Source organism: Bacillota bacterium (assembly GCA_024655925.1).
Classification (GTDB): Bacteria; Bacillota; DTU025; order DTU025; family JANLFS01; genus JANLFS01.
In genome coordinates, this window is record JANLFS010000012.1 from 14,852 (window position 1) to 39,805 (window position 24,954).

Genomic DNA, 24,954 nt, shown 5'->3' on the forward strand with positions numbered 1-24,954 from the left:
AGTTGGAAGAAGTATGCCTCGTGACATGCCATCTCGGAAACGGGTCCAGTCTGGCTGCGGTCAAGCATGGCGAATCCATCGACACCACCATGGGATTTACACCTCTTGAGGGAGTTGTCATGGGCACCAGATGCGGTGACATCGACCCCGCGATTGTGTCGTTCCTCGTGGAGAAACTAGGTATGAGCGTGAGTGAAGTCACCCTCGGGTATCTCAACAAGAAGTCGGGAGTCTTTGGCCTATCTGGCGGCCTGTCCAACGACTTCAGGGACTTGGAGGAGGCCGCTGCCCGTGGCCATGAACTCGCCACGCTGGCGCTGAATGTCTTCGCCTACAGGCTGGTAAAGTACATAGGGGCGTATGCAGCGGCTATGGGCGCGCTAGACGGCATCGTGTTCACTGCGGGAATAGGCCAGAACTCCCCTGAGATGCGGCAGAGGGTGTGCGATCGCCTCGGGGTGTTCGGAGTCAAGCTGGACCCGGAGAAGAATAAGATTCGCGGATCGGAGCAGATCATATCCACGCCCGACTCGCGGGTCGCCGTGATGGTTGTGCCAACCAACGAGGAAATTGTCATCGCGCGTGACACCGCTCAGCTCATCAACGGGGGAAAAGCCGGATAGGCAGCTACACGCTGCATGCTGGAGAATCACGAAATACGGGGTGAACTTGGGTGCGCATAGACCTCAGCCCGATTCAGGACCAAAAGGGTGCGACCATTGATGTCGAGCGAGTAGAGAGGTTTGATCCGATCGATCTCGGCCGGTCCGCCCTGGCCTTCCCCGAACCGGTGCGGTTCGTAGGAAAGGCCACCAATACCGGAGATGGGATCATCCTCTCCGGGACCGCGTGGGCGTCGACACGAGCAGTATGTGACAGGTGCCTGACGGAGTTCGATATGAAGGTGGAGGTGCCCATCTTCGAAACCTACTACCGGGCGGGCACTGCTGCGGCACGGCAGGACGAGGATGGGCGCACCTACCACGGGGACGAGGTGGACATCACCCCCGCCATAGAGGCGGCAATTGTGCTCTCCCTTCCCATCAGGATAATCTGCCGTGAAGACTGCCGCGGTCTGTGTACGGATTGTGGAGCCAACCTCAACGAGGGACCTTGCTCGTGCGGGCGTAGGACCTGATGCGCACGTGCGACTCGGGCCCATGACGCAGGCAGGCTGGGCGCAAGAAGGCTATTGCCTGAGGCGGCTAAGCATAGTACAATATGGGCGCTTGACGATTTGAGAGGGGGTGTCGAGGTTTTCCGCGACGGCGCCGTGCTGCGCTGGGCGCGGACGACCTTCGCTATGGGCAATCCCAAACAGAAGTTCGGTAAGTCGCGCACGCGCAAGCGCCGCGCGAACTGGAAGACATCGGCCCCTGTCCTTGCAGCGTGCCCTCGGTGCAAGAAACCGAGACTTCCACATACGGTGTGTGACGAGTGCGGCTACTATGATGGGGGGAAGTCATCCGGGTTGCGGAATAGGGAGCGGAGCCAGATTGAGTGTTGAGCGGATTCACTCGAACAAGACACTGTTCGGATGAAGCCGCTCTGCGCTTTCATGGGGGGTTAGGACGTGACAATCGCCGTTGACGTGATGGGGGGGGACCTCGGTCCCGCCGAGATGGTGGCGGGAGCGATGGACGCCGCGCGCGAATACGGATCAGACCTGATCCTGGTCGGGGACGAACGGGTGATACAAGAGCACCTGCGTGCACTCGGAGTCAATATGTCCGATGCCCGGGTCCAACACGCATCCGAATCCATTTCCATGGACGAGGAGCCGATGCAGGCCGTGCGGCACAAGCGCGATTCTTCTCTCGTGGTTGCTGCCCGCCTCGTCCGGGACGGTTCTGCCCAAGCCTTGGTGAGTGCGGGCAGCACTGGAGCGGTTGTGGCTACAGGCCCTCTTATTGTGCGCAGGCTGCCCGGCGTCCTGCGTCCCGCTCTTGGAACTCCGGTCCCTACCACCGCCGGCCCGTGTGTGCTGTTGGACGTGGGTGCGAACCCCGAGTGCCGGCCCGAGCACCTGTTGCAGTTCGCGATCATGGGAGCAGCGTACAGCACTGCCTTGTTCGGAATAGAACGCCCCCGGGTTGCTCTGCTCAACAACGGCACTGAGGAAATCAAGGGGAACAGCCTCACCGTGGCGGCATACAGGCTTCTTTCCGATGCGGATCTGAACTTCGTCGGCAATGTGGAAGGAAGGGGGATCCCATTCGGCGAGGCAGATGTGGTGGTGTCGGACGGGTTCACTGGGAACATCGCCCTCAAGTGCATGGAGGGAGTGGGACTGGCGATCTTCGATATGATCCGTGCGGCAGTCAGGGAGAGTCTCCGATCCAAGATTGGAGGACTCATGCTCAAGCCAGCCTTGCGAGGCGTGGGGAAACGACTCGACTACGCGGAGTATGGTGGAGGACCCCTTCTTGGTCTCGCAGGTCTGGTCGTCAAGGCCCACGGCAGCTCCAACCGGCGGGCGTTCAAGAGCGCGATACGTGTCGCCGGGGAGGCGCTTACAGGCGGAATAGTGGACAGGATGAGGGCTGCGTTCGCGCCCCAGGCCGGCACTTGATCTACCCGGCAGCCGACGGTAAGATTGAACTCAGGAATATGTTCGATTATCGGAGACTGGAGGCGCCCAGAATGACAGAAGCAGAGATCCTCGCGAGAGTGCGGGAGATCGTCTCGGAGAAACTCGGGATCCCTGAAGAGGACATAACCCCTGAGTCGAATTTCGTGGAGGACCTGGGGGCAGATTCGCTCTATCTCAACGAGATAGTGTATGACCTTGAAGAGGAGTTCAACATGAGAGTCCCGGACTCGGATTTCGATGTCCTGAGGACTGTGGGGCAGGCGGTGACTTATATCCACTCACGTGTGCACGGGGATTCCTAACGTTGAGGCCGCGATAGGATACGCCTTCCGTGACCCCTCGCTGCTCGTGGAAGCGCTGACCCACAGCTCCTGGGCGGCCGAAGAGGGCGTTGGACGTGCAGCCAGCAATGAGCGGTTGGAGTACCTGGGTGATGCTGTGCTCAAGATGGTAGTTGCTGAGCACCTGCTCTGGGTCCTGCCGACATCGGATGAGGGCCGGCTGTCCAGAATCTCCGCTCAAGTGGTGAGTGGGCGAGCTCTGGCCAAGGCCGCGGCAGGGCTTGAGCTTCCATCCCACCTGCGCCTGGGCCGGGGCGAGGACCTGACTGGCGGGAGGGCCAAACCCAGGAACCTCGCGGGCGCGATGGAAGCCCTCATAGGCGCGATCTATCTCGATGCAGGCCTTGATGCCGCGCGACGTTTCATCCTGGACGCCCTGGCGCATACAATGGACCAGGCGATCCATGGGCCGGCCCCGGATTTCAAGACTACGCTCCAGGAGACTGCCCAAGGCAACTCTCTCGGACCCGTGACCTATCGCATTGTGGAGCAGGTGGGACCTGCGCACAGACCGAGATTCACCGCCGAGGTCCTCCTCGGAGACTCAGTGGCAGGAAGGGGAGAGGGCACCACAAAGCGGGCTGCGGAGCAGGAAGCGGCGCGGGCCGCACTTCGGTCGATTCACTTCGAAGGGTAGAGTCACGCGCTGCTGCAGGATCGCTCCCGCCCATGTCGAAAGCTTTCCTGGCGCCGAGCCGGCGGCCAGCCACGATCTGGTCATCGCAACGTTCATGCATTCTCAAGGAGGGTGTCGCTCGATGGAAGCGCTGAAGGTGTCGGCCCAGTCGAATCCGAAGGCTGTCGCGGGGGCGCTTGCCGCGGTCCTTCGTGAGCGAGGTTCGGTGGAGGTTCAGGCAGTGGGGGCTGGAGCGGTAAACCAGGCGGTCAAGGCGATAGCGATCACCCGGGGGTTCGTGGCTCCGAACGGCGTAGATCTTGTGACAATTCCCGCGTTCGCCGAAATCCAGATCGACGGGGAGGAGCGTACCGCCATCAGGTTCATTGTACAACCCAGGTAGAAGAGAACATGGAACCGACCGCGCCGCAGGCGCGGTCTTTCGCTCTCCGACGGTGTGCCCTGGTGCTGCAACAGGACCCAGGGTTTCTCCATTCGAACCGAACCCTCGCATATTCCCCCGGTGTGCCCAGTATTGTGGTACCGGGACAAGTCGGGGCGTTGTGCGGGGAGGAGGCAGCGGTGAGCAATGGGAGACACCGAGGAGTTGAATCTCGTCAGGCGATGCAGGGCAGGTGATGGGCCGTCCCAAGAGCAGCTGGTGAGACGGTATACTGCGATGGTCCGCCACATCGTGTGGTCGATGAAGGTCCGCCCGTGGGAAACGGAAGATGCTGCGCAGGAGGGATTCATAGGTTTGATCCGGGCCATGCGCGAGTTCGATCCCACGAGGGCAGACATCAGATTCAGTACCTTCGCCTACCTGTGCATCATGAGGAGAGTCATTAGCTACACAGCGCGCGGGAGGAATTCCGGAAACCGAGTCCTTGCCATTGCCATCCCCATCTCTTCATTTGCAGGCGACGTTGGACCCGCAAAGGCAATCTCGCCTGAAGACACGGTGGTCGAGAGAGAAAGCGCGGGCCTGCTGGACCGAGTGCTCCGCTGTCACCTGTCCTCTCTGGAATACCTGGTGGCAGCGATGATGGCGGCCGGGTTTTCCGCTCGAGAAATCTCTCAGACAACGGGACTCCCGGCTAAGTCCATCGACAACGCGCGGACTAGGACCAGGTACAAACTGGCAAGGCTGCTCCGGCAGTACGGGACGCTCACGAATCCCGACATCCCTCGCGCTCGACGCAGGAGGGAAGACCTGTACGTGCGGCCGCCGGGCGAGCCTATTCCGCTGACCGGTGCCGTATGGTAGAATAGTGGCCGTAAGCGGGCCGGGTCCTTCCGGCCTGCTTTTTAAGGAGGACATGTCTTGTACCTCAAGAGACTCTCGCTTTACGGGTTCAAGTCGTTCGCGGGCCGGGTGGACCTCGATTTCTCTCCTGGCGTTGTCGGCATCATCGGCCCAAACGGCGTTGGGAAGAGCAACATTGCAGATGCAGTCAGGTGGGCACTTGGTGAACAAAGCGCCAGACTGCTTCGGGGATCGAAGATGCAGGACGTCATCTTCGCTGGGACAGAGCGCCGCCGCGCACTCAGCTTTGCCGAGGTGACGCTCGTGTTCGACAACTCCGACCGGTTTCTCGGCATCGAGTTCGATGAAGTGACAGTCACCCGAAAGATCTTCCGGTCGGGCGAGGGTGAGTACTTCCTGAACGGCGTGGCCTGCCGGCTCCGGGACATCGTGGACCTGTTCTCCGGGACCGGCCTGGGTCGTGAGGCCTATTCCGTAGTGGAGCAGGGCAAGTTAGACGCCATACTGTCTGCAAGGCCTGAGGACCGTAGGTACGTGTTCGACGAGGCGGCCGGGATCATGAAGTACCGCAACCGGAAGCGGGAGGCCGAACGTAAACTTCAGGAAGTCCAAACCAACCAGGTGCGCGTGGGGGACCTCGCAGCCGAACTCGCAAGTCAACTCCCGAGCCTCGAGGCTGGGGTGGCACAGGTTCTACGCTACCGTGAACTCATAGACTGCCTCGAGACCCTGGAACGAGACCTTCTTTGCTCCGATCTCTACGGCCTTTCGAGGGGACTGGAGACAGTAAGGACGACCCGCACCGAACTGCAGTCCGCCTCGGATGCTGCGCAGGTGACCCTGGCGGAAAAGGAAGCCAGGCTCGAGGCCGGGAGGATGCAGCTCGCCGAGATGGACGCGGCTCTCGAAAGCCTGCACCAGGCGTCCGCCCAGGCGGCAGCGATGGTAGAGAGGGAGCAAGGACGCCTCATGCTTGCGGACCAACGCGTGCAGGCATCTCTCGCTCGCGCTCGGGAACTTGAGGTTATGCGCGCCGAGAGAGAGTCGCGACTCGCCGAAGTCGTCCGCGAGCGAGACGACGCCGCGAGGAGACTCGAGGCAGCCAAGGTCGAATGGGAGACAGCCTCTCGCGAGGTGTCCGAGAAGGAGAGCTTCGCAAGGGAGAAGGCCCTGGAGAGAGAGAGAGCCGAGACTGAGCTGGACAGGGTGAAGGCGGAGCTCTTCGATGTGCTGTCGGAGACAGCAGAGTATCGTTCGCGGGCCGGCGCGGCCAGGACCGCTGAGATGTCGGGTGAGGCCAGACTTGCCAGGCTCAAGGCGCAGATTGACGAGAGGTGTCGAGGTGTAGCACAATCCGAGGCCACTGAGGTCCAACTTCGAGCACGCCTGAAGGGCCTGCGCGCAGAGCTTGAGGCTGCCAGGGCCGAGACGGAGGGTCTGGCGGAGAGGCTGAATCTTGCCAGACGAAGTGCATCAGAGCGGCTTCACAGTGCCGAGCAGGCCAGGGCGGAGCTTTCCAGGCTGGAGGCCACTTACTCCGGGCTGGAGGCCCTGCAGGCACAGTATGAGGGATACGGCCGCGCGGTCCGGGCATTGCTCGGGGCTGAAGCAAGACCCCACCCGGGGCTCCACGGGGTAGTAGCGGAGCTGATCCAGGTTCCGAGGGAATATGAGGTGGCCGTGGAGGCTGCCCTCGGGGGCTCAGTGCAGAATATCGTGGCCGAAACGGCCGAGGATGCGGAGCGGGCAGTCAGGTTCCTTAAGGATCGGCGGGCGGGCCGCGCCACTTTCCTTCCTCTCGATATCCTACGTCCATCCGTGATTCGCCTCGATGAACTGCCACAGGGCTTGCCGGGAATCATCGGCATAGCGTCCGAGCTGGTGGGTTGCTCCGCCAGACACCGGGCGGCTGTGGATTATCTACTCGGACGTGTCGTCGTCGTGGCCGATCTCAATTGTGGGATACAGCTCGCCAGGACGTGGGGCAGGGGCCGGTGCCGCATAGTGTCGAAAGATGGTGACGTCATATCATCCGGCGGTGCCATCACCGGAGGTGAGGCTCCGGACAGGCGGGGCGGGTTGCTCACGAGGACCCGCATGCTGCGGGATCTCAGGTCAGAGATGGATGAGGCCAGGTCGCGCCTTGGACAATGTGAGGCTGCTCTTGCCGAGGCAGCCGCGGCTGCGGATGAGGCGGACCGTGCGCGTGTTGCTGCTCTGGACCGCGAATCCGCTCTTGAGCAGAGTATCAGGGAAACCCAGGAGGAGCTGCGTGGGGTGGAGGCCTTGCTCTCACGCGCGCGTGAGGAGATCTCCAATTTCCGCTTTGAGCTGGAGACGGTTGAAGTGGAACTCGCCAGGGAGCGGGACGAGGGTTGCCGGTTTTCGGAGAAAGCAGCTGAGGCGGACCGAACGCGCGCCACTCTGGAGAAAGAGGTTGCGAGACTCTCGGCTGCGGTCAGTCGGCTCCGGGAAGAAGAGAGCGACGCCGCTCGGAAGCAGGCCGACGCTGGTGCCCGGGCGGAGTTGGCAAGGGAGAGACTAGCTTCACAAGTGTCTTCCTACGACCGGCTCCTCAAGGATGTTGCCCGCGCAGAGTCCTCTTTGGCACAATGCTCCCTCGATGAACGACAGGCAAAGGTGGACGCCGAGGCCGCCAGGTCAGATGTTGAAGACGCGAGGGCAAAGGCTCAAGAGCTGGCACTTGCGCACCGCCTTGCCCAGGAGGAGCTAGATGAAGCCCGTGCTCGCCGCGCACGCGAGCTTGACACGGTGAATGCTCTCGAGCGGGAAGTCCGAGCCATGCGAAGATCCCACTCGGCCATGTCGGACAAGCTCCAGCAAGCTCTGGTGAGTGAGGCCCGGCTCTCTACGGAATACGACGCCTGTGAGGCCCGGCTTCGCGAAGCCTATGGGATTGATGCAGCAACCGCTATCGCCCGAGAGGTGCGCCTTGAATCCAGGGATGCTCAGGTGGCTGAGATCACCCGTCTCCGGGGGGCCGTGGCGGATCTGGGTCCAGTGAACCACACCGCGATCGAGGAGCACCGGGCAGTGTCAGAGAGGCATGCCTTTCTCGTCGGCCAACTCCGGGACCTGGAGGAGGCCAGGGCGTCTCTAGATGAAGTCATACGAGAGAGTGAGCGCACGTGCAGGAGGCGGTTCCTCGAGACTTTCGAGGCGATCAGAGGGGAGTTCGCCGCAATATTCACGGACATATTCGGGGGCGGCAAAGCCGATCTTGTCCTCGAAGACGACTCCAATCCTCTGGAGTGCGGAATCGAGATCATCTGCCAGCCTCCAGGCAAGAAACTGTCCACACTGACTCTCCTCTCAGGGGGAGAGAGAGCGCTGGTTGCGATAGCTCTCCTCTTCGCGGTGATGAGAGTGAAGCCGAGTCCCATGTGTGTGCTGGACGAGATAGACTCCTCCCTTGACGAGGCGAACGTGGCGAGGTTCGTGGAGTTGGTGAGGTCGTTTGCGCACCGTGTGCAGATTTTCCTGGTTACGCACAGGAAGCGCACCATGGAGTGTGCGGATGAACTCTATGGGGTCACCATGGAAGAATCGGGGATATCCAAGGTCCTTTCGGTTCGGGCGACAGAGCAACCGGCACGAAGGTAGAGGTGTTACAGTGGCTGCATCATTCCTGAGCGCAATCAAAGCTGGCCTCGCGAGGACGAGAAATGCCCTGGTGGGACAGATTGAATCAGTGTTCGCAAGAGGGTCCGGGCTGGATTCGGACGTCCTGGACGAACTGGAGGCTGCGCTCATAGAGGCCGATCTCGGGGTGGCGGCGACACACTCCATCATGGAGGCCTTGCGCGACCGAGCGGCAAAAGGCGAGAGAATCAGTGAGGACGTTGTTCGCAACCTCCTGGAAGCTGAGATCCTCGACATACTCGGACCGACCCCGGTCGGGCTCTTGAAGGCCGACGAGCCTCCCACCGTCATCATGGTCGTCGGTGTGAACGGCACAGGTAAGACCACATCCATAGGCAAGCTGGCCGCTTTCCTGTCTGGGCAGGGGACCCGGGTCATACTCGGGGCGGCGGACACTTTCCGGGCGGCTGCCATCGATCAGTTGGAGGTCTGGGGCAACCGCGCGGGGTGCCAAGTCATACGTCAGAAAGAAGGCTCGGACCCGGCGGCGGTGGCGTTTGACGCGTATCACGCAGCGGTCGCACGACGGGCGGAGTACCTGATTGTGGATACCGCAGGCAGGCTTCATACCAAGACCAACCTAATGGAGGAACTGCGCAAGGTCAAGAGGGTTCTCGCGCGCGAGCGGGATTCCGCTCCTCACGAGATCCTGCTGGTGTTGGACGCCACCACCGGCCAGAACGCAGTCGCCCAGGCGAAGGCCTTCAACGATGCCGTGGGCGTGACTGGCATCGTCCTCACCAAACTGGATGGGACCGCGCGCGGCGGAATAGTGGTTGCGGTGGCCCAATCGCTTGGGATACCGGTGAAGTTCGTGGGGGTCGGAGAAGGGCTTGATGACTTGAAGCCATTCCACCCTGAGGACTTCGTTCGCGGCTTGCTCAGAAGTTGACACCTGATCGACCCTACGCTATACTCTGTGTGTAAAGGGATTGACCTTAACACTCTTGCCGGGAGGAGTTGACGCCCCATACTAGACAAGATGGTCAGAATGGGTGTGCTCCTCGACTGGTATGCTCCACTCCTCACTGCGCGGCAAAGGGAGATCTGCGCGCTCCATTTCGCCGAGGACTACTCACTTGCCGAAATCGCTGAACTCTTCGGGGTGACGCGGCAGGCGGTACACGACACTATCGCCAGGGCCGAGAGGTCGCTCGAACGGTGCGAAAGGACTTTCGGGTGGGCCTCTCTTGCAGATTCCATGGTGCAGGGTCTGGCGGAAGTCGATGTGGCCTTGGCGGCCGTAGCCCACAGCGATCCTGAGGCGCGACAGAAAGCAGGGCGCGCGAGGGCGATCGTGGCGAGGCTTACCGAGGCAGTACAGAGAAAGGGGGCTTCCCCGAGTGTTTGAGAACCTTGCCGGGAAGCTTCAGGAGGCATTCAGGAAGCTCCGCAGCCGGGGTAAGCTGACTGAGCGCGATGTGGACGCCGCGCTTCGGGAGGTCCGGGTTGCCCTCCTGGAAGCGGACGTCAACTTCAAGGTCGTCAAGGGTTTCATCGAGAAGGTCCGGACTCGGGCGGTCGGCGAGGAGGTCCTGTCGAGCCTGACTCCAGGTCAACAGGTCGTCAAGATCGTCCACGACGAACTCACGGGCCTGATGGGTGGGGAGTCATCTCGGATTGTCATGTCTCCCAGGCCCCCAACAATTGTGATGCTTGTGGGGCTTCAGGGCTCCGGCAAGACCACGAGCGCCGCCAAGCTTGCAAACCTCCTTCGCAAGCAGGGGCGAAAACCATTGCTCGTGGCGGCGGACGTCTACCGCCCTGCTGCCATCAAGCAGCTTGAGGTACTGGGCCGGCAGTTGGGTGTGGACGTGTTCACGCTCGGGGATCGTACGGACCCGGTCAGGATTGCCGATGCTGCCACAGCCCGGGCCAGGTCGTTGGGGCTCGATGTCGTCATCCTCGACACCGCTGGAAGGCTGCATATCGATGACGAGATGATGGGTGAGCTTGTGCGAATACGCGACGGTGTCCACCCCCATGAAGTCCTGATCGTGGTGGACGCGATGACCGGTCAGGATGCAGTCAATGTGGCCTATACCTTCAACCAGAAGCTAGGCATTGACGGTGTGATCCTCACGAAGCTCGACGGTGATGCGCGCGGTGGGGCGGCTCTATCGGTCAGATCTGTCACGGGGAAGCCGATCAAGTTCGTGGCCACCGGCGAGAAGTTGGATGCTCTCGAGCAGTTTCACCCGGACCGGATGTCCTCACGGATACTGGGCATGGGTGACATACTCACCGTGATCGAGCGGGCACAGGAGGCTTTCGACGCAGAGGAAGCGCGTAAACTTGAGGAGAAGCTCAGGAAGCAGGAGTTCACGCTGGATGACTTCCTGAAGCAACTCCGGGACGTCCGGAAGATGGGGCCCCTCGACCAGATTCTTGGGATGGTGCCCGGGTTTGCCAAATCACGAGAGCTTCGTGACCTGAAGGTGGACGAGAAGCAGCTTGCCCGCGTCGAGGCGATCATCAACTCCATGACGCCAGAGGAGCGCCGGAGTCCAGGGATCATCGACGGTAGCCGCAAACGGAGGATATCCGCTGGAAGCGGCACAAAGGTTCAGGATGTCAATGCACTACTGAAGCAGTTCGAGCAGACCCGCAAGATGCTCAAGCAGTTTGGGGATGCATCGCGACGGGGAGGCCGCCGCGGCAGGCTTCCTTTCATGCCGTAAAATGCGGCATATGCCTGGAGGTGTTATGTAATGGCTCTGAGAATCAGACTTACCCGCACTGGCACAACGAAACAACCCCACTACAGGCTGGTCGTATCAGACTCGCGCTCTCCCAGGGACGGCAGGTTCATCGAGATCCTGGGGCATTATAACCCGAGGTCCAACCCGTCAGAGCTCGTCGTGAACCTCGACCGCGCTCGCGAGTGGATGAAGCGCGGTGCGCGGCCGTCCGATACCGCCCGCGCGCTTCTGGCCAGAGCAGGCCTCAAGTCTGAGTCCCCGGCGGCGGAGCCCACGGCCGAGCGTGCAGATGAATAGGCCGGTGGTGCAGATGCAGCGACCTGTTGGAGAAAGAAGCAACCTCCGAGACCTGGTTCTCTTCCTCGCGTCGAGCCTAGTGGACAACCCGGATCAAGTGGGCGTCAGGGAGATCCAGGGGGATGACGCTGTCATAATCGAGGTCACGGTGGCCCCGGACGACATGGGAAAGATAATCGGGAAGCATGGGAGGATTGCCCGGGCTATCAGGACTGTGACCCGGGCTCTTGCCGCTCGCGAGGGCAAACGTGTCATGGTAGAGATTGTGGAATGACTGAGCCCAGGTTCATCGCGATCGGGGAGGTGGTCGGAGCGCACGGCGTACGCGGGGAGCTGAAAGTCCTGACGTACTCCGGATCTGGCGACAGGTTCGCCGGTGTCGGCCGTGTGTTCCTCGATCTCGACGGACAGAGGGTTGCGGCGGCTGTGGTCTCCGAGCGGCCTCACGGCAAGTTCGCCCTGGTGGGCCTGGAGGGTGTGGAGGACCGGACGGCTGCGGAGCGATTGCGGGGAGCGGTGATCGAGATTCCCCGGGCCGAACTCCCTGACCTCCCAGAAGGCACGTACTATGCTTGCGACCTAGTTGGTCTGACCTGTGAGTCCACCTCGGGGGACCGGCTTGGAACGGTCGTGGATGTCCTGGCAAAACCGGCCAACGACGTGCTCGTAGTCAGAATGGACTCCGGAGAGGAGTTCTTGGTTCCTGCGGTCCGGGAGATTGTGCGCGACGTGGACGTACCCCGGGGAAAGCTGGTCATCCTCGATCTTCCGGGTCTCCGGTAGTGTGGTGAGTCCGACGTGGAAATTGACATCCTTACGATCTTTCCAGGAATGTTCTACGGTGCTCTCTCCGAAAGCATACTCGGGCGGGCGCAGGAGAACGGGATACTCTCGATCCGCAACATCAGGGATTTCGCCGCCGGCCGGCACCGGGTTGTGGACGATTACCCATTCGGTGGCGGGCACGGGATGGTCATGAAGCCTGAGCCGATTGCCGCCGCCATAGAGCACGCGAAGCTGTGCCGGGCGTCTCTTGTGGTGGACGAACCAAGAGTGATCCTCACTACCCCGGCGGGCCGGACCTTCACGCAGGATGTCGCGCGCGAGCTTGCTCAGGTGTCTCACCTCATTATCCTGTGTGGGCACTATGAGGGGATAGACGAGCGGGTGTCAAGTCTGGTCACGGACGAGATCTCCATTGGAGACTACGTCCTGACTGGTGGCGAAATCCCTGCCATGGTCATTGTGGATGCGACTGCCCGCATGATTCCGGGCGTGGTTGGCGAGACGCAGAGCGCGGTCGAAGACTCCTTCTTTGGGGATCTCCTGGATCATCCGCATTACACACGGCCGCGCGTGTGGAGAGGACTCGAGGTGCCCGAAGTCCTGGTGTCTGGGGATCATGAGAGGATTCGCCGGTATCGAAGGCGGGAAGCCTTGCGCCGCACGCTCGAGCGAAGGCCGGACCTGATCGCGAAAGCGAACCTGACCTCTTCTGACCTCGAGATCCTGTGTGAGATCAAGCAGTCGGGGGACGGGGCAAAGGCCAGGTCCGGTGATGGCCGTCTGCCTTGATAAGCCCAGATTCCTTGTGATATACTCACGGTTGTCGAAGAGAGTTCGAGGAGTGGAATGAGATTGAACATAATTGACGCAATCGAGCGGGAGCAACTTCGGTCGGATGTCCCGGACTTCAACCCGGGGGACACAGTCCGCGTACATGTTCGGGTCATTGAAGGCGGCCGCGAACGCATCCAGGTGTTCGAAGGGGTAGTTCTGGGGCGTCACGGTGGCGGAGCTAGGGAGACCTTCACAGTCCGTAAGATCTCCTCAGGTATCGGGGTTGAGAGGACTTTCCCCGTTCACTCCCCCAAGCTCGAGAAGATCGAGCTGTCTCGGCAGGGTGCAGTCAGGAGAGCGAAACTTTACTACCTCCGCGAGAGGGTAGGGAAGAAGGCCAGGATCAAGGAACGCAGACGGAACGAAGGGTAAGCTTCCAAGGGAGGTTCGATCCCCCGTGGGCGACTTTCCAGTGGAAGGGGAAGCCCCAGAATCGAAGACCCCCGATGTCGTAGCGCGCACCCCAGATGTTCCACCGGGCGAGGCCCAGGTTCCTCCCCATGATGGAGTGGTGCATGAGGGCGAAGCTGCCCGCGATCGGGCACGCAGGCTCGGGCGGGAAGCGATGGAGTACCTGAATGCGCTTGTTGTTGCAGTCGTGCTTGCCGCGTTTGTGATGACCTTCGTGGCCAGGTCATTCTTGGTGCAGGGCCCCTCGATGGAACCGACCCTGCACGACGGGGAGAGGCTCCTGGTCAACAAGTTCGTTTACAGGTTTTCGTCACCGAAGCGTGGCAACATAGTTGTCTTCCGTTATCCGTATAATCCCAGCCGGATGTTTATCAAGCGCGTAATAGGCCTTCCCGGCGAGGTCGTGCAGGTCGCAGGCGGGATTGTGTACGTCAACGGGCAGAGCCTGGAGGAGCCGTACATCTATGAGCGGCCTTACAGGGAATTCGGCCCGGCCGTGGTTCCAGAGGGGAGAGTCTTCGTGCTCGGGGACAACAGGAACATGAGCCAGGACAGCACGGACGAGACCGTGGGAATGGTCCCCCTGGGGAACATTGAAGGCAAGGCCTTCTTCGTGTACTGGCCTCCGAGCCGGATCAGAGTCTGTGGCGACCCCGTTTACCACGTAGATGAGGCTGAGGTTCCCGAGTCCGGCTTGGCGGCGGTCCCGGGAGTCCCGTAGCGGATATCTAGTATCGCTTTCCGTGGCCGGGCCCATGCCAGAATGGTTCGGGTCCGGTTCTTTTCTTCCGGGGAGGTCCAGAGCATTCGATGAGCACGAACTGGTACCCGGGGCACATGGCCCGGGCTTCGGCGGACCTTCAGAAACACATGAAGATCATAGACGTCGTGGTTGAACTGGTGGACGCGCGCGCACCCAGTTCCACTTCCAACCCCGAACTTGTCGAGATAACTGCGGGCAAACCTAGGGTAGTGGTACTCAACAAGGCCGACTTGGCAGACGCATCCCTCACCCCTGTGTGGGTTGCAGCACTCCGGGACAGGGGCCTGCAGGCCACCGCGGCGAATTCCGTCACCGGAGAGGGGGTCGCCGATGTGATCAGGCTTGCGTCGGAGTGTGCCGCAGGGGCGCCCGGCGCGGCCGCGCAAGCGCGCGGCCGACGGTTTAGGAGCGTAGTGGCGGGGATCCCGAATGTCGGGAAGTCTTCGTTCATAAACCGCGTCGCCAGGAAATCCAGGGCCAAGACAGGGGACAGGCCAGGGGTTACCAGGGCCAAGCAGTGGATAGTCGTCAGCCGTGACCTGGAGATGCTGGATACCCCGGGGATCATGCCCCCGAGGGTCGAGGATCCGGCAGTTTGGGCTGCTCTCTCGTTTCTGGGGACTATAGATGACTCGCTTCTCGACCGTGAAGCTGTGGCGATCAAGTTAATCAAGTTCCTTCTGGATTGTCCGCCCTCCAAGCTGGGGGAGAGGTTCGACTTGCCAAGTGACGTGCGCGATCCCGAGGAAATACTCGGGCTGGTGGCCATAAGGCGAGGGTGTGTGAGGACAGGCGGTGTCCCGGACCTCAGCCGTGCGGCTGATGTGGTCATCCGGGAGTTCAGGTCGGGGAAACTCGGCCGGGTGACGCTGGAAACCCCATGAGTGAGCTCGCACTGTTCGACGAGGCCTTGCGGCGCATGGGGTACCCACAGATCGCCGGGGTGGATGAAGCAGGCAGGGGTCCGCTTGCGGGACCCGTCATTGCGGCCGCCGTGATACTGGGCCCGGAGCCTAGAGTGCCCGGGGTGCGGGACTCGAAGCAGCTTTCCCCGCGCGCCCGGGAGGCACTTGTGCCGAGGATCCTTTCGGCCGCATGCGAGGTGAGCCTCGGGTGCGCCTGGCAGGATGAGATTGACTCGCTGAATATAAGGGTCGCGTCAATCCTCGCCATGTCCCGGGCTCTCTCGGGGCTTCGTGTGCTCCCGGACCTGGTGCTCGTGGATGGAAGGGACTTCCCGGAAGTGGGGCTGAGAGGCATGGCCCTTGTGCGCGGGGACTGTCGGAGCGAAGCCGTGGCCGCTGCATCCATCCTCGCCAAGGTCGCCAGGGATCACCTGATGGACATACTTCACACACTGTGCCCCGAATACGGTTTTAACAGGAACAAGGGTTACCCCACTCTAGAGCATCTGGCGTGCATTGCCAGGCATGGCCCTAGCATATTTCACAGGATGACATTCAAAGGCACAAGCAGGTGAACAGCATCGCCCGGAAGGGCGATTTTCCATGTACTGGGAGGACTGTGGGCCGTCGGAGGCGAAGACCATTATCCGGGTGATCATCGAATGGGGAATCGGGACATCGGCAGGGCCGGTGAGGACATCGCGGAGCTGTATCTCACACGCCTGGGATACACGATTCTCGGCAGGAACATAAGGCTCGGGCGGGGCGAGATCGACATCCTGGCCAAGGCGGGGTCGACCCTCATAGTAGTCGAGGTTAAAACCAGGTTAACCTCGGCGTTCGGCAGGCCGGAGGACCAGGTGACTCGTGGCAAGCTTGCGCGGCTGTGTAGGCTTGCGGCCGCTGCTGGCCTCAGACACCAGGCGCAGTTCACCCGAATTGACTTTGTGGGCGTCACTGCTCGTGGGGCGGTAGGGTCCAGGCTGGTGGACGTAACCGTGACACACATCCCCGACATCAGCTCGTGACGTCTGGAAGGAGCAGGGGCCTGTGTTCGCCGTTGCACGTGGCAGTGCACTCCTGGGGATATCCGGCATGCCCGTTGCTGTCGAGACCGTGGTCTCGCGGGGCCTGCCCTCCTTCGACATCGTCGGCCTCCCCGACGCAGCGGTCAGGGAGTCGAGGGAGCGCGTTAGGGCCGCGGTGAGGAATTCCGGATACGACTTCCCTGCAGGGCGCATAACTGTGAACTTGGCCCCGGCCTCTATCCGTAAGGTCGGTGTCGGTCTGGACCTCCCGGTTGCAGTCTCGGTCCTGGCAGCTGGAGGAAGCGTAATCGGAACACGGCTTCCCCGGACTCTGCTCATAGGAGAGCTTTCTCTCGGAGGCGCACTCCGAGCCGTACGGGGTGTTCTTCCGTCATGTGTCGCAGCGCTACGTGATGGGATCAACGCAGTTGTTGTTCCCCGAAGCAATGTGCGAGAGGCTGAGTGCGTCAACGGGATTACTGTAGTCCCAGCCGCGGACCTCGAGGACGCTCTGGCGTTCCTGAGGTCAGGGCGGATTCCCCGGGGCAGACCGGCAACCTGGGTTGAGCCAGGGGAACCTGTGCCCCAGTCCGACTTCTCTGACGTAATCGGACAGCAGACCGCCGTGAGAGCACTCGAGATCTCGGTTGCAGGAGGCCACAACCTCATCATGGTCGGCCCTCCTGGCAGCGGAAAGACGATGCTTGCGATGAGAGTCCCTTCCATACTGCCGCCGATGACCGCGTCCGAGGCGCTCGAGGTTACGTGCATACAGAGCGTTGCTGGCATACTGCCTCGGGGCGGTCTGGCTTCAGAGCGGCCCATGCGGGCTCCCCATCACTCGGTCAGTGTGTTAGGAATGCTGGGAGGTGGCAACCCACCGGCCCCGGGCGAGATCACCCTGGCCCATAACGGTGTTCTCTATATGGACGAGTTCTGCGAGTTTCCCAGTGCGGTTCTGGAGGCCTTACGTGGACCGATGGAGGAAGGGGTGATCACAGTCGCGCGTTCACGCCTGCAGGTTACCTTCCCGTGCAGGTTCATGCTGATTGCATCAGCGAACCCGTGTCCCTGTGGCCACCTGGGAGACTCGACGCGGCCGTGTGTCTGTGGTCCTGAGCAGGTCAGGCGGTACCGCAAGAGACTACTCGGGCCGGTGGGGGAGAGAATCGACATACAGGTGGAGGTCAGCAGGGTGGACCACGAGGACCTGGCACGCGCCAGTCCCGGGCCCCGATCCTGCGACATTCTCGCCCGCGTGACGGAGGCCCGGGCAGTACAGATGTCCAGGTTGGGAGAGGCCGTCCGGTGCAACGCCGCGATCGGTCCAGGCGAGATCGAAAAAACCGCGGGCCTGACTGCCGCTGCCCGGAGATTGCTCCTCGACGCCACTGAAGCACTGTCACTGCCGGTCCGAGCCTACCACAAGCTCATTAGGGTGAGCCGGACCATCGCTGACATCGAGGGGTCCGAGCCGGTTCTTCCGCCCCACGTTGAGGAGGCTCTCCAATACCGGGTACTGGACGTATTTGCACAGGAGGGGTGATCCCGTTGGACCAGTTCCCGTGGCCCGCTGCCGAGGTGCCGTCTGGGGACGAACTCGCTGCATGGGCGTTCTGGAATGCTGTACCGTCCTGTGGGCCCAGGACCTTCGCGAAGCTTGTCACGGAATTTGGATCCGCAGAGAGAGCTGCAAGAGAGGTTGGGCCAGCATCATGGCCAGGGCTCTCTCCGAGGGCCAGAGCGTTTGTCGCGAACTGTCCTGACCCCGTGGCGTACGGTAGGCAGGAGCTGGCGCACGCCCGTCGCCTCGGCGCCCGAGCGGTCCCGGGGACATCTCACGAGTATCCGCCTCTTCTTCGAAAAACACACGATCCTCCTATCCTCCTCTATGTCAGGGGTGATAGGGACCTTGCTGATTCGAAGTGGATTGCGGTGGTGGGGACGAGGGCGGCCACGGCGTATGGCCTGTCTGTGGCCAGAAGACTCGCAAGGGACTTGGCCGGAGCGGGGGTGGGAGTCGTGAGTGGCCTCGCAAGGGGGATAGACTCCGCCGCGCATCTGGGGGCTATGGACGCCGGAGGGCCGACCTGTGGCGTGCTTGGGTCAGGGCTTGGGTGCGCTCAGCCTCCCGGCCGCCGGAACCTCATCCGCAAGGTGGAGCGCCTGGGATGTGTGGTGTCCTCATTCCCCATGGGCTTCCCTGCGGGGAAGTACACCTTTCCCGCACGCAACCGCATCATAAGCGGCATGGCCCTCGGGTGCGTCGTGGTGGAGGCAGGGGAGCGGAGCGGGTCTTTCATCACTGTCGACCTCGCCCTCTCGGAAGGCAGGGCTGTCTTCGCCGTTCCAGGGGACATCGGCCGGCCAACGTCCCGTGGGACGAACCGGCTGATCGGGGAGGGCGCGACCGTTGTCACTGGCGCAGACACAATCCTCGAGGAGCTCGGGATTTCAGCGGCGTCTTTGGGCGGGGGAAACGGCACGGTCCTGGGGGCTGCCTGCCAACCCAGAGGGGGGGCGGACGGATCACTGTGGGATGAGGCTGTCCTCGAGGCGGTGACTGTCAATACGGCCGTTGACGACATACTCGCCGCCGTCTCGCTTCCGCTCCCGACGGTCCTCTCAACCCTCAGCAGGCTGGAGATTGCGGGGAAGGTGCGCCGTGGCCATGGGTATAGGTTCACGAGGTCCGGATGTTGACCTCCCCCTGGCCCTGGGGTAAACTGTTCCTGAAATGCGAGGGCCCGGAGGTGCACGTATGCCAAAGACTCTGGTCGTCGTCGAGTCCCCTGCGAAGGTGAGGACTCTCTCGAAGTTCCTGGGCAGGCGGTACATGGTCAAGGCGTCAGTCGGGCACGTTCGCGACCTACCCAAAAGCCAGCTCGGTGTGGATGTCGAGAACGCCTACTCTCCGAAGTATATCACGATACGGGGGAAAGGAGACGTCATCCGCGACCTCCGGGATGCGGCGAAGAAAGCCGACCGCGTGCTCTTGGCCACCGACCCCGACCGGGAGGGCGAGGCAATTTCGTGGCACCTCGCACACATTCTGAAACTTGAACCCGACGAGAGATGCCGGATTGAGTTCAACGAGATAACGGAAGGTGCCGTCCGCTCCGCACTCGAACATCCGAGGCCGATCGACCGCAAACGTGTTGAGGCTCAGCAGGCAAGGCGTATCCTCGACAGGCTAGTCGGGTATAACCTGAGCCCTTTTCTGTGGAGGAAAGTCAGGCGAGGCCTCTCCGCTGGGCGCGTACAGTCTTCCGCTCTCAGACTCATCTGCGACCGTGAACGCGAGATCGAAGCCTTCATCCAGGAAGAGTACTGGAGCCTTACTGCAGTCCTATCCGCAGGCAAGAAAGCGAAGTTCGAGGCGAAGCTCGTCGAGGGGGTCGACCTCTCTCTCAAGACCAGGGCGGACGTCGACCGTGTTCTGGCAGGCATAGAGGGTGCTACCTACACCGTGGCATCGGTCACATCCAGGGATCGGGTCAGAAACCCCGCACCTCCTTTCACCACCAGCACCTTGCAGCAAGAAGCCTTCCGCAAGCTTGGTTTCTCTGCGCGACGGACTATGGCCGTGGCTCAGCAGCTCTACGAGGGAGTAGAAGTGCGGGATGAAGGACACGTTGCTCTCATAACCTACATGCGCACGGACTCCACGAGGGTGGCTAAAGAGGCGCAGGCCGCAGCGCGTGAGTTCATAGAGGCGAAGTTCGGTCCGGGCTACGTGCCCGAGAAGCCCCGGACTTACGGGTCGAAATCCAGGGCACAGGATGCGCATGAAGCAATCAGGCCCACCGTCCCAGGGCGCACTCCAGACTCCCTAGTCGGTCATCTGGGCCGTGATCAGTTGCGCCTGTACAGGCTGATCTGGGAACGCTTCATCGCAAGCCAGATGACCCCAGCGATCTTCGAGGCAGTCGCAGTGGACATCTCTGCGTCCAAGTACACCTTCAGAGCCACGGGGCTCTCGGTGAAGTTCCCTGGGTTCACAGCCCTCTATACCGAAGGGCGCGACGACGACTCAAAGGACCGGGAGCAAACCCTGCCGAAACTGGAGGTTGGCCAGAGTCTTACTCTCATCCAACTCGTGGACCAGCAGCATTTCACTCAGCCGCCCCCCAGGTACACGGAGGCCACACTCGTGAAAGCACTGGAGAAGAATGGGATAGGGCGTCCCAGCACCTACGCACCTATCATCGAGACCATTCGCAAGCGGGACTACGCCGTTCTCGAGGAAAAGCGGTTTCGCCCGACAGAAGTCGGGTTCATTGTGTACGACTTGCTGCGCACGCACTTTCCGTCCATAGTCGACTTGGAGTTCACTGCCCGAATGGAGAAGGATCTGGACCTTATAGAGTCCGGCGAGGAGAACTGGGTGGACGTGACCGACAAGTTCTATGGGCCTTTCTCGAAGCTTCTCGAGGCGGCGGACGCCAAGGTCGAACGGGTGGAGATCCCGGACGAGCCGACGGATGAACTCTGCCCAAAGTGCCACGCGAACCTCGTCATAAAGACGGGGAGGTTCGGGAAGTTTATTGCCTGCCCAAGGTACCCAGAGTGCAAATACACCCGGAGCATGGTTCGGCAACTCAGTGCGGCTTGCCCCGTGTGTGGAGAGCCGATGGTGGAGAGGCGGACCAAGACGGGGCGGAGGTTCTACGGGTGCTCCGCTTATCCGAGATGCACATTCACCGTTTGGAACAGGCCTTCCGATGTTGTGTGTGTGGAGTGCGGGTCTCTCACCATATCCAGAAAAGGCAAGCACGGGACCATCTTCAAGTGCGCCAACCCCAAGTGCGGGCACTCGTGGAGGTCCGACGGCGCGGAGGCGAATTCAGGTGCCCGGTGAGGTAGTCATCGTCGGAGGCGGTCTGGCCGGAAGCGAAGCTGCCTGGCAGGCGGCCTGCCTGGGCGCGCAAGTCACGCTCTACGAGATGCGCCCACGCACCCAGACTCCCGCCCACGCTACAGGCGAGTTTGCAGAACTCGTCTGCAGCAACTCCCTGGGTTCGGACAGCCCCAAGACCGCCCCTGGGCTCCTCAAATCCGAGATGCGGAGGTTTGGCTCGTTGATCCTGTCCATAGCGGACCAGGCGCGGGTCCCAGCGGGGCAGGCACTCGCCGTCGACAGGGATCTCTTCTCCCGGGCGGTCACGGCGAGACTCGAAAGCGAGCCAGGTATAAGGATCATCAGGGAGGAAGTTCGCGAGGTCCCGGCGGGTGGTCCTGTGGTAATTGCCACAGGACCGCTGACATCGGAAGCCCTCTCACGGTCCCTTGCGAATCTGCTCGGGGAAGAACACCTGTACTTCTTCGACGCCGCGGCACCCATCGTCGCAGGCGAGTCCATCGAATGGTCGCAGGCCTTCTGGGCGTCGAGGTATGGAAAGGGCGACCCGGACTACGTGAACTGTCCGCTTTCCGAGGATCAGTACGAGGAGTTCTGGCGGAATCTAATTGCGGCAGATTGTGCTCATTTGCACGAATTCGAGAGTGTTAAGCTGTTCGAAGGTTGCATGCCTGTGGAAGAGATGGCCAGGAGGGGCAGGGACACACTGCTCTTCGGGCCCATGAAGCCGGTTGGGCTCACTGATCCGAGGACAGGGCGGCGGCCGTATGCCGTGGTGCAGCTCAGGAAGGAGAACGTCCCGGGCTCTCTCTTCAACCTCGTGGGGTTCCAGACCAGACTGACCCGACCTGAACAGCGTAGAGTGTTTCGGATGATCCCGGCACTTGCACGGGCCGAGTTCGTGAGATACGGCATGATGCACAGGAACACCTTCGTAAACGGCCCGGAACACCTGATGCCCACCCTTGAGCTCAAGGCCGCGGGTGGGGTGTTCCTGGCAGGGCAGATCACAGGGGTGGAAGGCTATATCGAATCCGCGGCGGCGGGGCTGGTTGCGGGGATCAACGCCGCGATGCTTGCCCGGGCCGAGAGCCCGATTCAGTTTCCGAGAGAGACCGCCATCGGATCACTCTGCCACTACGTTTCGACCCCGCCCCGCGGCGATTTCCAGCCCATGAACATCAACTTCGGGCTCCTGCCGGAGCCTCCAGGCCATGTCAGGAAAAACGAGCGCAGGTCGGCACAGATCGAAATGGCCGAACAGGCAGCGGCGAAACTCGAAAGAAAACTCAGTAAGCGGTGTTGATGAACTGGGTCTCCTGCGATAGAATTCCTTATGGTGGCCCATGTGGGGTGATGATTTGCTTGGACTTCCTGGAGAGCTTCGCCCGGTACCTGTCATCTGAGCGGAACATGTCACCTAGAACCGTAGATGCCTACACAAGAGACGTTGCACAGTTCACTGCTTTCTGTTTGGATATCGGCATACCCGGAGACAGGCCGGGGCTCATCAGCCATGCCACCATCCGGAAGTATCTCGCCGTTATACAGGCGAGGCGGTTGTCCGCGGCCTCTGTTGCTCGAAAGCTGGCGTCAATTCGGTCCTATCTCAAGTTCCTGTGCCGAGAGGGCTTCATCGCCCGCAACCCTGCACTCGAAATCGCCAGGATGAAGCGTGGACGTCGGCTTCCAACCTCGATGTTCAGGGGGGAGGTAGACGAGCTTCTCGCCGCGCCTGCGCAGGACGCCGCGCTTGGGTTGAGAGATCGCGCGATTCTGGAACTTCTCTACTCGTCTGGGATCCGCCTGTCTGAGCTCGTTGGGCTCGACCTCGCGGACTACTCAGCCGAGTCCGGGACTGTGCGGGTGTTCGGCAAAGGCGCGCGTGAGCGCATTGCCCCGGTGGGACGGAAGGCAGCGGCCGCCGTCGACGATTATCTGCGGGCCGCCCGTCCTGAACTTCTGGGCACAGAGAACGAGGAAGCGCTCTTTCTGTCCAAGGACGGGCGCAGGTTATCGGGACGTTCGATCCAGCGGATGATGAAGAAGTACCTGTCGCGGGCTGGATTGCCCCGGTCGAGGACTCCACACTCCATGCGCCATTCCTTTGCAACTCACCTCCTGGATGGGGGGGCAGACATCAGGGCTGTGCAGGAACTCCTGGGCCACAAGGACATCTCCACGACCCAGATATACACTAGTGTTTCCCGGGAAAGACTTTACACCGTGTACTCGAAGTCCCATCCCAGGGCTTGACGGAGGTGCGGACATTGGACCACCGGTATGCCAGAGGCTTCTCAGGCACCACCGTGATCGGGGTTCTGAGGGGCGGCAGATGTGCCATGGGCTCAGATGGGCAGGTCACACTGGGCGAGACGGTCATCAAGCACACCGCCAGGAAGATCCGCAAGCTCAGCGATGGCCAGGTGCTCGCCGGGTTCGCGGGATCCGCGGCAGACTCCCTCACGCTGCTCGAACGATTCGAGGCGAAGCTTTCGGAGTACAAGGGAAACCTGACTCGCGCCGCGGCGGAGCTCGCGAAAGAATGGAGAACCGACCGGGTCCTGCGGCGTCTGGAGGCGATGTTGGTCGTTGCGGACCGCGAGAGGATCCTGCTTCTCTCGGGTTCGGGCGAGATCCTGGAGCCGGATGATGGGATCGCGGCGGTGGGATCAGGCGCGCCCTATGCGCTGGCTGCCGCCAAAGCGCTCGTCAGCCACACTGAGCTTTCCGTCGCTGAGATCGTAAGGACATCATTGGAGATCGCCGGTCGGATATGCATATATTCCAACAGCCAGATAACGGTGGAGGAACTCTAGGCTGGAGGAGGTTTCATGGATCACCTGACCCCAAGGAAGATAGTGGAGGAACTGGACCGGTACATCGTCGGCCAGGACGCAGCCAAGAGAGCGGTGGCCATCGCGCTCCGGAACCGCCAACGAAGACTTGCTGTAAGTGAGGACATGCGCGATGAGATAAACCCCAAGAACATACTCATGATAGGCCCTACCGGAGTGGGCAAGACCGAGATAGCGAGGAGGCTCGCCCGCCTCGTGAACGCCCCTTTCATCAAAGTGGAGGCGACGAAGTTCACGGAGGTCGGGTATGTTGGCAGAGATGTGGATAGCATAATCCGGGACTTGGTGGAGACATCCATCAGGATGGTCCGGGCGGAGAAGATGGAGACAGTCTCCGACCGTGCCATGGCGCTTGCCAACGAGCGGCTCCTGGACTACCTTGCTCCGCTTCCCGCCCGGGAGCAAAGGGCAGTCAATCCTCTCGCGGCTCTGTTCGGGGGTCCACCTCCTAGGGACGAGGACGAGGACTCGTACGAAGCCCGGGTTCGCGAGGCGAAGGCCCGGAGGGCGTCTGTTCGGGAGAAACTGGCAGCGGGCGAGCTCGAGGACGAGTATGTGGAGATTGAGGTGGAGGACACCTCTCCCGGGGTCCTAGAGATCTTCTCCAACGCAGGAGTGGAGGAGCTCGGCCTGAACCTTCAGGATGTCCTGGGAGGGGTCTTGCCCAAGAAGCGCCGGCGGCGCAAGGCCAGGGTACGTGAAGCGCGCAGGGTCCTCTGCACGGAGGAGGCCAGCAAGCTCGTGGACATGGACGAGGTTGTCTCCGAGGCCATCTTCCGTGCCGAGCAGTCTGGAATCGTGTTCATCGATGAACTCGACAAGATCGCAGGGAAGAGCCAGGGGGCTGGCCCGGACGTCTCCCGGGAGGGGGTCCAGCGCGATATCCTCCCGATCGTTGAGGGATCTACCGTCCAGACGAAGCACGGGCCGGTGAAAACCGGGCACATCTTGTTCATTGCCGCGGGGGCGTTTCATTTGTCCAAGCCTTCGGACCTCATCCCGGAGCTCCAAGGCAGGTTTCCGATCAGA

Annotated in this window: 28 protein-coding genes; all 28 read left to right on the forward strand. The window is 61.6% G+C overall.

Features of this window, described 5'->3' with window-relative positions:
• On the forward strand, nt 1-623 hold a 623-nt coding region (locus NUW23_03145; protein MCR4425175.1), incomplete at its 5' end, for an acetate kinase.
• 50 nt (nt 624-673) lie between these two features.
• Complete coding sequence (locus NUW23_03150) at nt 674-1,138, forward strand: DUF177 domain-containing protein (GenBank protein MCR4425176.1); 465 nt, start codon at nt 674-676, stop codon at nt 1,136-1,138.
• Nucleotides 1,139-1,303: 165 nt separating this feature from the next.
• Nucleotides 1,304-1,507, forward strand: a complete 204-nt coding sequence (gene rpmF, locus NUW23_03155) for a 50S ribosomal protein L32 (GenBank protein ID MCR4425177.1) — start codon at nt 1,304-1,306, stop codon at nt 1,505-1,507.
• Nucleotides 1,508-1,573: 66 nt separating this feature from the next.
• Entirely contained in the window at nt 1,574-2,572 is a 999-nt protein-coding gene (gene plsX, locus NUW23_03160; GenBank protein ID MCR4425178.1) for a phosphate acyltransferase PlsX, read from the forward strand.
• A 71-nt stretch (nt 2,573-2,643) separates the two neighbouring features.
• Entirely contained in the window at nt 2,644-2,895 is a 252-nt protein-coding gene (acpP, locus tag NUW23_03165; GenBank protein ID MCR4425179.1) for an acyl carrier protein, read from the forward strand.
• Entirely contained in the window at nt 2,876-3,571 is a 696-nt protein-coding gene (gene rnc, locus NUW23_03170; GenBank protein MCR4425180.1) for a ribonuclease III, read from the forward strand. Before acpP ends, rnc begins: the two co-directional genes overlap by 20 nt.
• Nucleotides 3,572-3,692: 121 nt before the next feature.
• Nucleotides 3,693-3,953 carry a stage V sporulation protein S gene (locus tag NUW23_03175; protein MCR4425181.1) on the forward strand — a complete coding sequence of 87 codons (261 nt, stop codon included), beginning with the start codon at nt 3,693-3,695 and terminating at the stop codon, nt 3,951-3,953.
• A gap of 186 nt (nt 3,954-4,139) precedes the next feature.
• A complete protein-coding gene (locus tag NUW23_03180; GenBank protein MCR4425182.1) occupies nt 4,140-4,817 on the forward strand; it encodes a sigma-70 family RNA polymerase sigma factor in 678 nt (225 codons plus the stop codon).
• A gap of 57 nt (nt 4,818-4,874) precedes the next feature.
• Complete coding sequence (smc, locus tag NUW23_03185) at nt 4,875-8,441, forward strand: chromosome segregation protein SMC (GenBank protein ID MCR4425183.1); 3,567 nt, start codon at nt 4,875-4,877, stop codon at nt 8,439-8,441.
• Nucleotides 8,442-8,451: 10 nt separating this feature from the next.
• Nucleotides 8,452-9,372 carry a signal recognition particle-docking protein FtsY gene (ftsY, locus tag NUW23_03190; GenBank protein MCR4425184.1) on the forward strand — a complete coding sequence of 307 codons (921 nt, stop codon included), beginning with the start codon at nt 8,452-8,454 and terminating at the stop codon, nt 9,370-9,372.
• Nucleotides 9,373-9,462: 90 nt separating this feature from the next.
• Nucleotides 9,463-9,831 (forward strand): YlxM family DNA-binding protein, encoded by a 369-nt coding sequence (locus NUW23_03195; protein ID MCR4425185.1) that lies wholly within the window; start codon nt 9,463-9,465, stop codon nt 9,829-9,831.
• Nucleotides 9,824-11,161: a signal recognition particle protein gene (ffh, locus tag NUW23_03200; protein ID MCR4425186.1), complete on the forward strand. Its 1,338-nt coding sequence runs from the start codon at nt 9,824-9,826 to the stop codon at nt 11,159-11,161. The genes NUW23_03195 and ffh overlap by 8 nt, the downstream gene beginning before the upstream one ends.
• 30 nt (nt 11,162-11,191) lie before the next feature.
• Nucleotides 11,192-11,479 (forward strand): 30S ribosomal protein S16, encoded by a 288-nt coding sequence (gene rpsP / locus NUW23_03205; protein MCR4425187.1) that lies wholly within the window; start codon nt 11,192-11,194, stop codon nt 11,477-11,479.
• 13 nt (nt 11,480-11,492) lie between these two features.
• Nucleotides 11,493-11,753 carry a KH domain-containing protein gene (locus NUW23_03210; GenBank protein ID MCR4425188.1) on the forward strand — a complete coding sequence of 87 codons (261 nt, stop codon included), beginning with the start codon at nt 11,493-11,495 and terminating at the stop codon, nt 11,751-11,753.
• Nucleotides 11,750-12,262, forward strand: a complete 513-nt coding sequence (gene rimM, locus NUW23_03215; protein MCR4425189.1) for a ribosome maturation factor RimM — start codon at nt 11,750-11,752, stop codon at nt 12,260-12,262. The genes NUW23_03210 and rimM overlap by 4 nt, the downstream gene beginning before the upstream one ends.
• Before the next feature lie 15 nt (nt 12,263-12,277).
• Complete coding sequence (gene trmD, locus NUW23_03220; GenBank protein MCR4425190.1) at nt 12,278-13,054, forward strand: tRNA (guanosine(37)-N1)-methyltransferase TrmD; 777 nt, start codon at nt 12,278-12,280, stop codon at nt 13,052-13,054.
• Nucleotides 13,055-13,117: 63 nt separating this feature from the next.
• Nucleotides 13,118-13,471, forward strand: a complete 354-nt coding sequence (gene rplS / locus NUW23_03225; GenBank protein ID MCR4425191.1) for a 50S ribosomal protein L19 — start codon at nt 13,118-13,120, stop codon at nt 13,469-13,471.
• Between the two features lie 193 nt (nt 13,472-13,664).
• Entirely contained in the window at nt 13,665-14,231 is a 567-nt protein-coding gene (gene lepB, locus NUW23_03230) for a signal peptidase I (GenBank protein MCR4425192.1), read from the forward strand.
• Nucleotides 14,232-14,320: 89 nt separating this feature from the next.
• Nucleotides 14,321-15,157: a ribosome biogenesis GTPase YlqF gene (gene ylqF, locus NUW23_03235; GenBank protein ID MCR4425193.1), complete on the forward strand. Its 837-nt coding sequence runs from the start codon at nt 14,321-14,323 to the stop codon at nt 15,155-15,157.
• The gene (locus NUW23_03240) at nt 15,154-15,753 is read left to right on the forward strand and encodes a ribonuclease HII (protein ID MCR4425194.1); all 600 of its coding nucleotides are present in this window, start codon (nt 15,154-15,156) and stop codon (nt 15,751-15,753) included. The genes ylqF and NUW23_03240 overlap by 4 nt, the downstream gene beginning before the upstream one ends.
• Nucleotides 15,754-15,840: 87 nt before the next feature.
• A complete protein-coding gene (locus tag NUW23_03245; GenBank protein ID MCR4425195.1) occupies nt 15,841-16,206 on the forward strand; it encodes a YraN family protein in 366 nt (121 codons plus the stop codon).
• Nucleotides 16,207-16,228: 22 nt separating this feature from the next.
• The gene (locus NUW23_03250) at nt 16,229-17,752 is read left to right on the forward strand and encodes a YifB family Mg chelatase-like AAA ATPase (protein ID MCR4425196.1); all 1,524 of its coding nucleotides are present in this window, start codon (nt 16,229-16,231) and stop codon (nt 17,750-17,752) included.
• A gap of 5 nt (nt 17,753-17,757) precedes the next feature.
• On the forward strand, nt 17,758-18,909 hold the full coding sequence (gene dprA, locus NUW23_03255; GenBank protein MCR4425197.1) for a DNA-processing protein DprA: 1,152 nt from the start codon (nt 17,758-17,760) through the stop codon (nt 18,907-18,909).
• Nucleotides 18,910-18,967: 58 nt separating this feature from the next.
• Entirely contained in the window at nt 18,968-21,067 is a 2,100-nt protein-coding gene (gene topA, locus NUW23_03260) for a type I DNA topoisomerase (protein ID MCR4425198.1), read from the forward strand.
• Nucleotides 21,057-22,373: a methylenetetrahydrofolate--tRNA-(uracil(54)-C(5))-methyltransferase (FADH(2)-oxidizing) TrmFO gene (trmFO, locus tag NUW23_03265; GenBank protein MCR4425199.1), complete on the forward strand. Its 1,317-nt coding sequence runs from the start codon at nt 21,057-21,059 to the stop codon at nt 22,371-22,373. Before topA ends, trmFO begins: the two co-directional genes overlap by 11 nt.
• Before the next feature lie 50 nt (nt 22,374-22,423).
• On the forward strand, nt 22,424-23,323 hold the full coding sequence (locus NUW23_03270; GenBank protein ID MCR4425200.1) for a tyrosine recombinase XerC: 900 nt from the start codon (nt 22,424-22,426) through the stop codon (nt 23,321-23,323).
• Nucleotides 23,324-23,337: 14 nt separating this feature from the next.
• A complete protein-coding gene (hslV, locus tag NUW23_03275; GenBank protein MCR4425201.1) occupies nt 23,338-23,886 on the forward strand; it encodes an ATP-dependent protease subunit HslV in 549 nt (182 codons plus the stop codon).
• Between the two features lie 15 nt (nt 23,887-23,901).
• On the forward strand, nt 23,902-24,954 hold a 1,053-nt coding region (gene hslU / locus NUW23_03280), incomplete at its 3' end, for an ATP-dependent protease ATPase subunit HslU (protein ID MCR4425202.1).

Bases quoted from the DNA above. Each gene is read 5' to 3' on its own strand.
- rpmF (MCR4425177.1), top strand. From the start codon at position 1,304: ATGGGCAATCCCAAACAGAAGTTCGGTAAGTCGCGCACGCGCAAGCGC.
- acpP (MCR4425179.1), top strand. From the start codon at position 2,644: ATGACAGAAGCAGAGATCCTCGCGAGAGTGCGGGAGATCGTCTCGGAG.
- NUW23_03175 (MCR4425181.1), top strand. From the start codon at position 3,693: ATGGAAGCGCTGAAGGTGTCGGCCCAGTCGAATCCGAAGGCTGTCGCG.
- NUW23_03180 (MCR4425182.1), top strand. From the start codon at position 4,140: ATGGGAGACACCGAGGAGTTGAATCTCGTCAGGCGATGCAGGGCAGGT.
- NUW23_03195 (MCR4425185.1), top strand. From the start codon at position 9,463: ATGGTCAGAATGGGTGTGCTCCTCGACTGGTATGCTCCACTCCTCACT.
- rpsP (MCR4425187.1), top strand. From the start codon at position 11,192: ATGGCTCTGAGAATCAGACTTACCCGCACTGGCACAACGAAACAACCC.
- NUW23_03210 (MCR4425188.1), top strand. From the start codon at position 11,493: ATGCAGCGACCTGTTGGAGAAAGAAGCAACCTCCGAGACCTGGTTCTC.
- rimM (MCR4425189.1), top strand. From the start codon at position 11,750: ATGACTGAGCCCAGGTTCATCGCGATCGGGGAGGTGGTCGGAGCGCAC.
- lepB (MCR4425192.1), top strand. From the start codon at position 13,665: ATGGAGTACCTGAATGCGCTTGTTGTTGCAGTCGTGCTTGCCGCGTTT.
- ylqF (MCR4425193.1), top strand. From the start codon at position 14,321: ATGAGCACGAACTGGTACCCGGGGCACATGGCCCGGGCTTCGGCGGAC.
- NUW23_03240 (MCR4425194.1), top strand. From the start codon at position 15,154: ATGAGTGAGCTCGCACTGTTCGACGAGGCCTTGCGGCGCATGGGGTAC.
- NUW23_03245 (MCR4425195.1), top strand. From the start codon at position 15,841: ATGGGGAATCGGGACATCGGCAGGGCCGGTGAGGACATCGCGGAGCTG.
- topA (MCR4425198.1), top strand. From the start codon at position 18,968: ATGCCAAAGACTCTGGTCGTCGTCGAGTCCCCTGCGAAGGTGAGGACT.
- NUW23_03270 (MCR4425200.1), top strand. From the start codon at position 22,424: ATGATTTGCTTGGACTTCCTGGAGAGCTTCGCCCGGTACCTGTCATCT.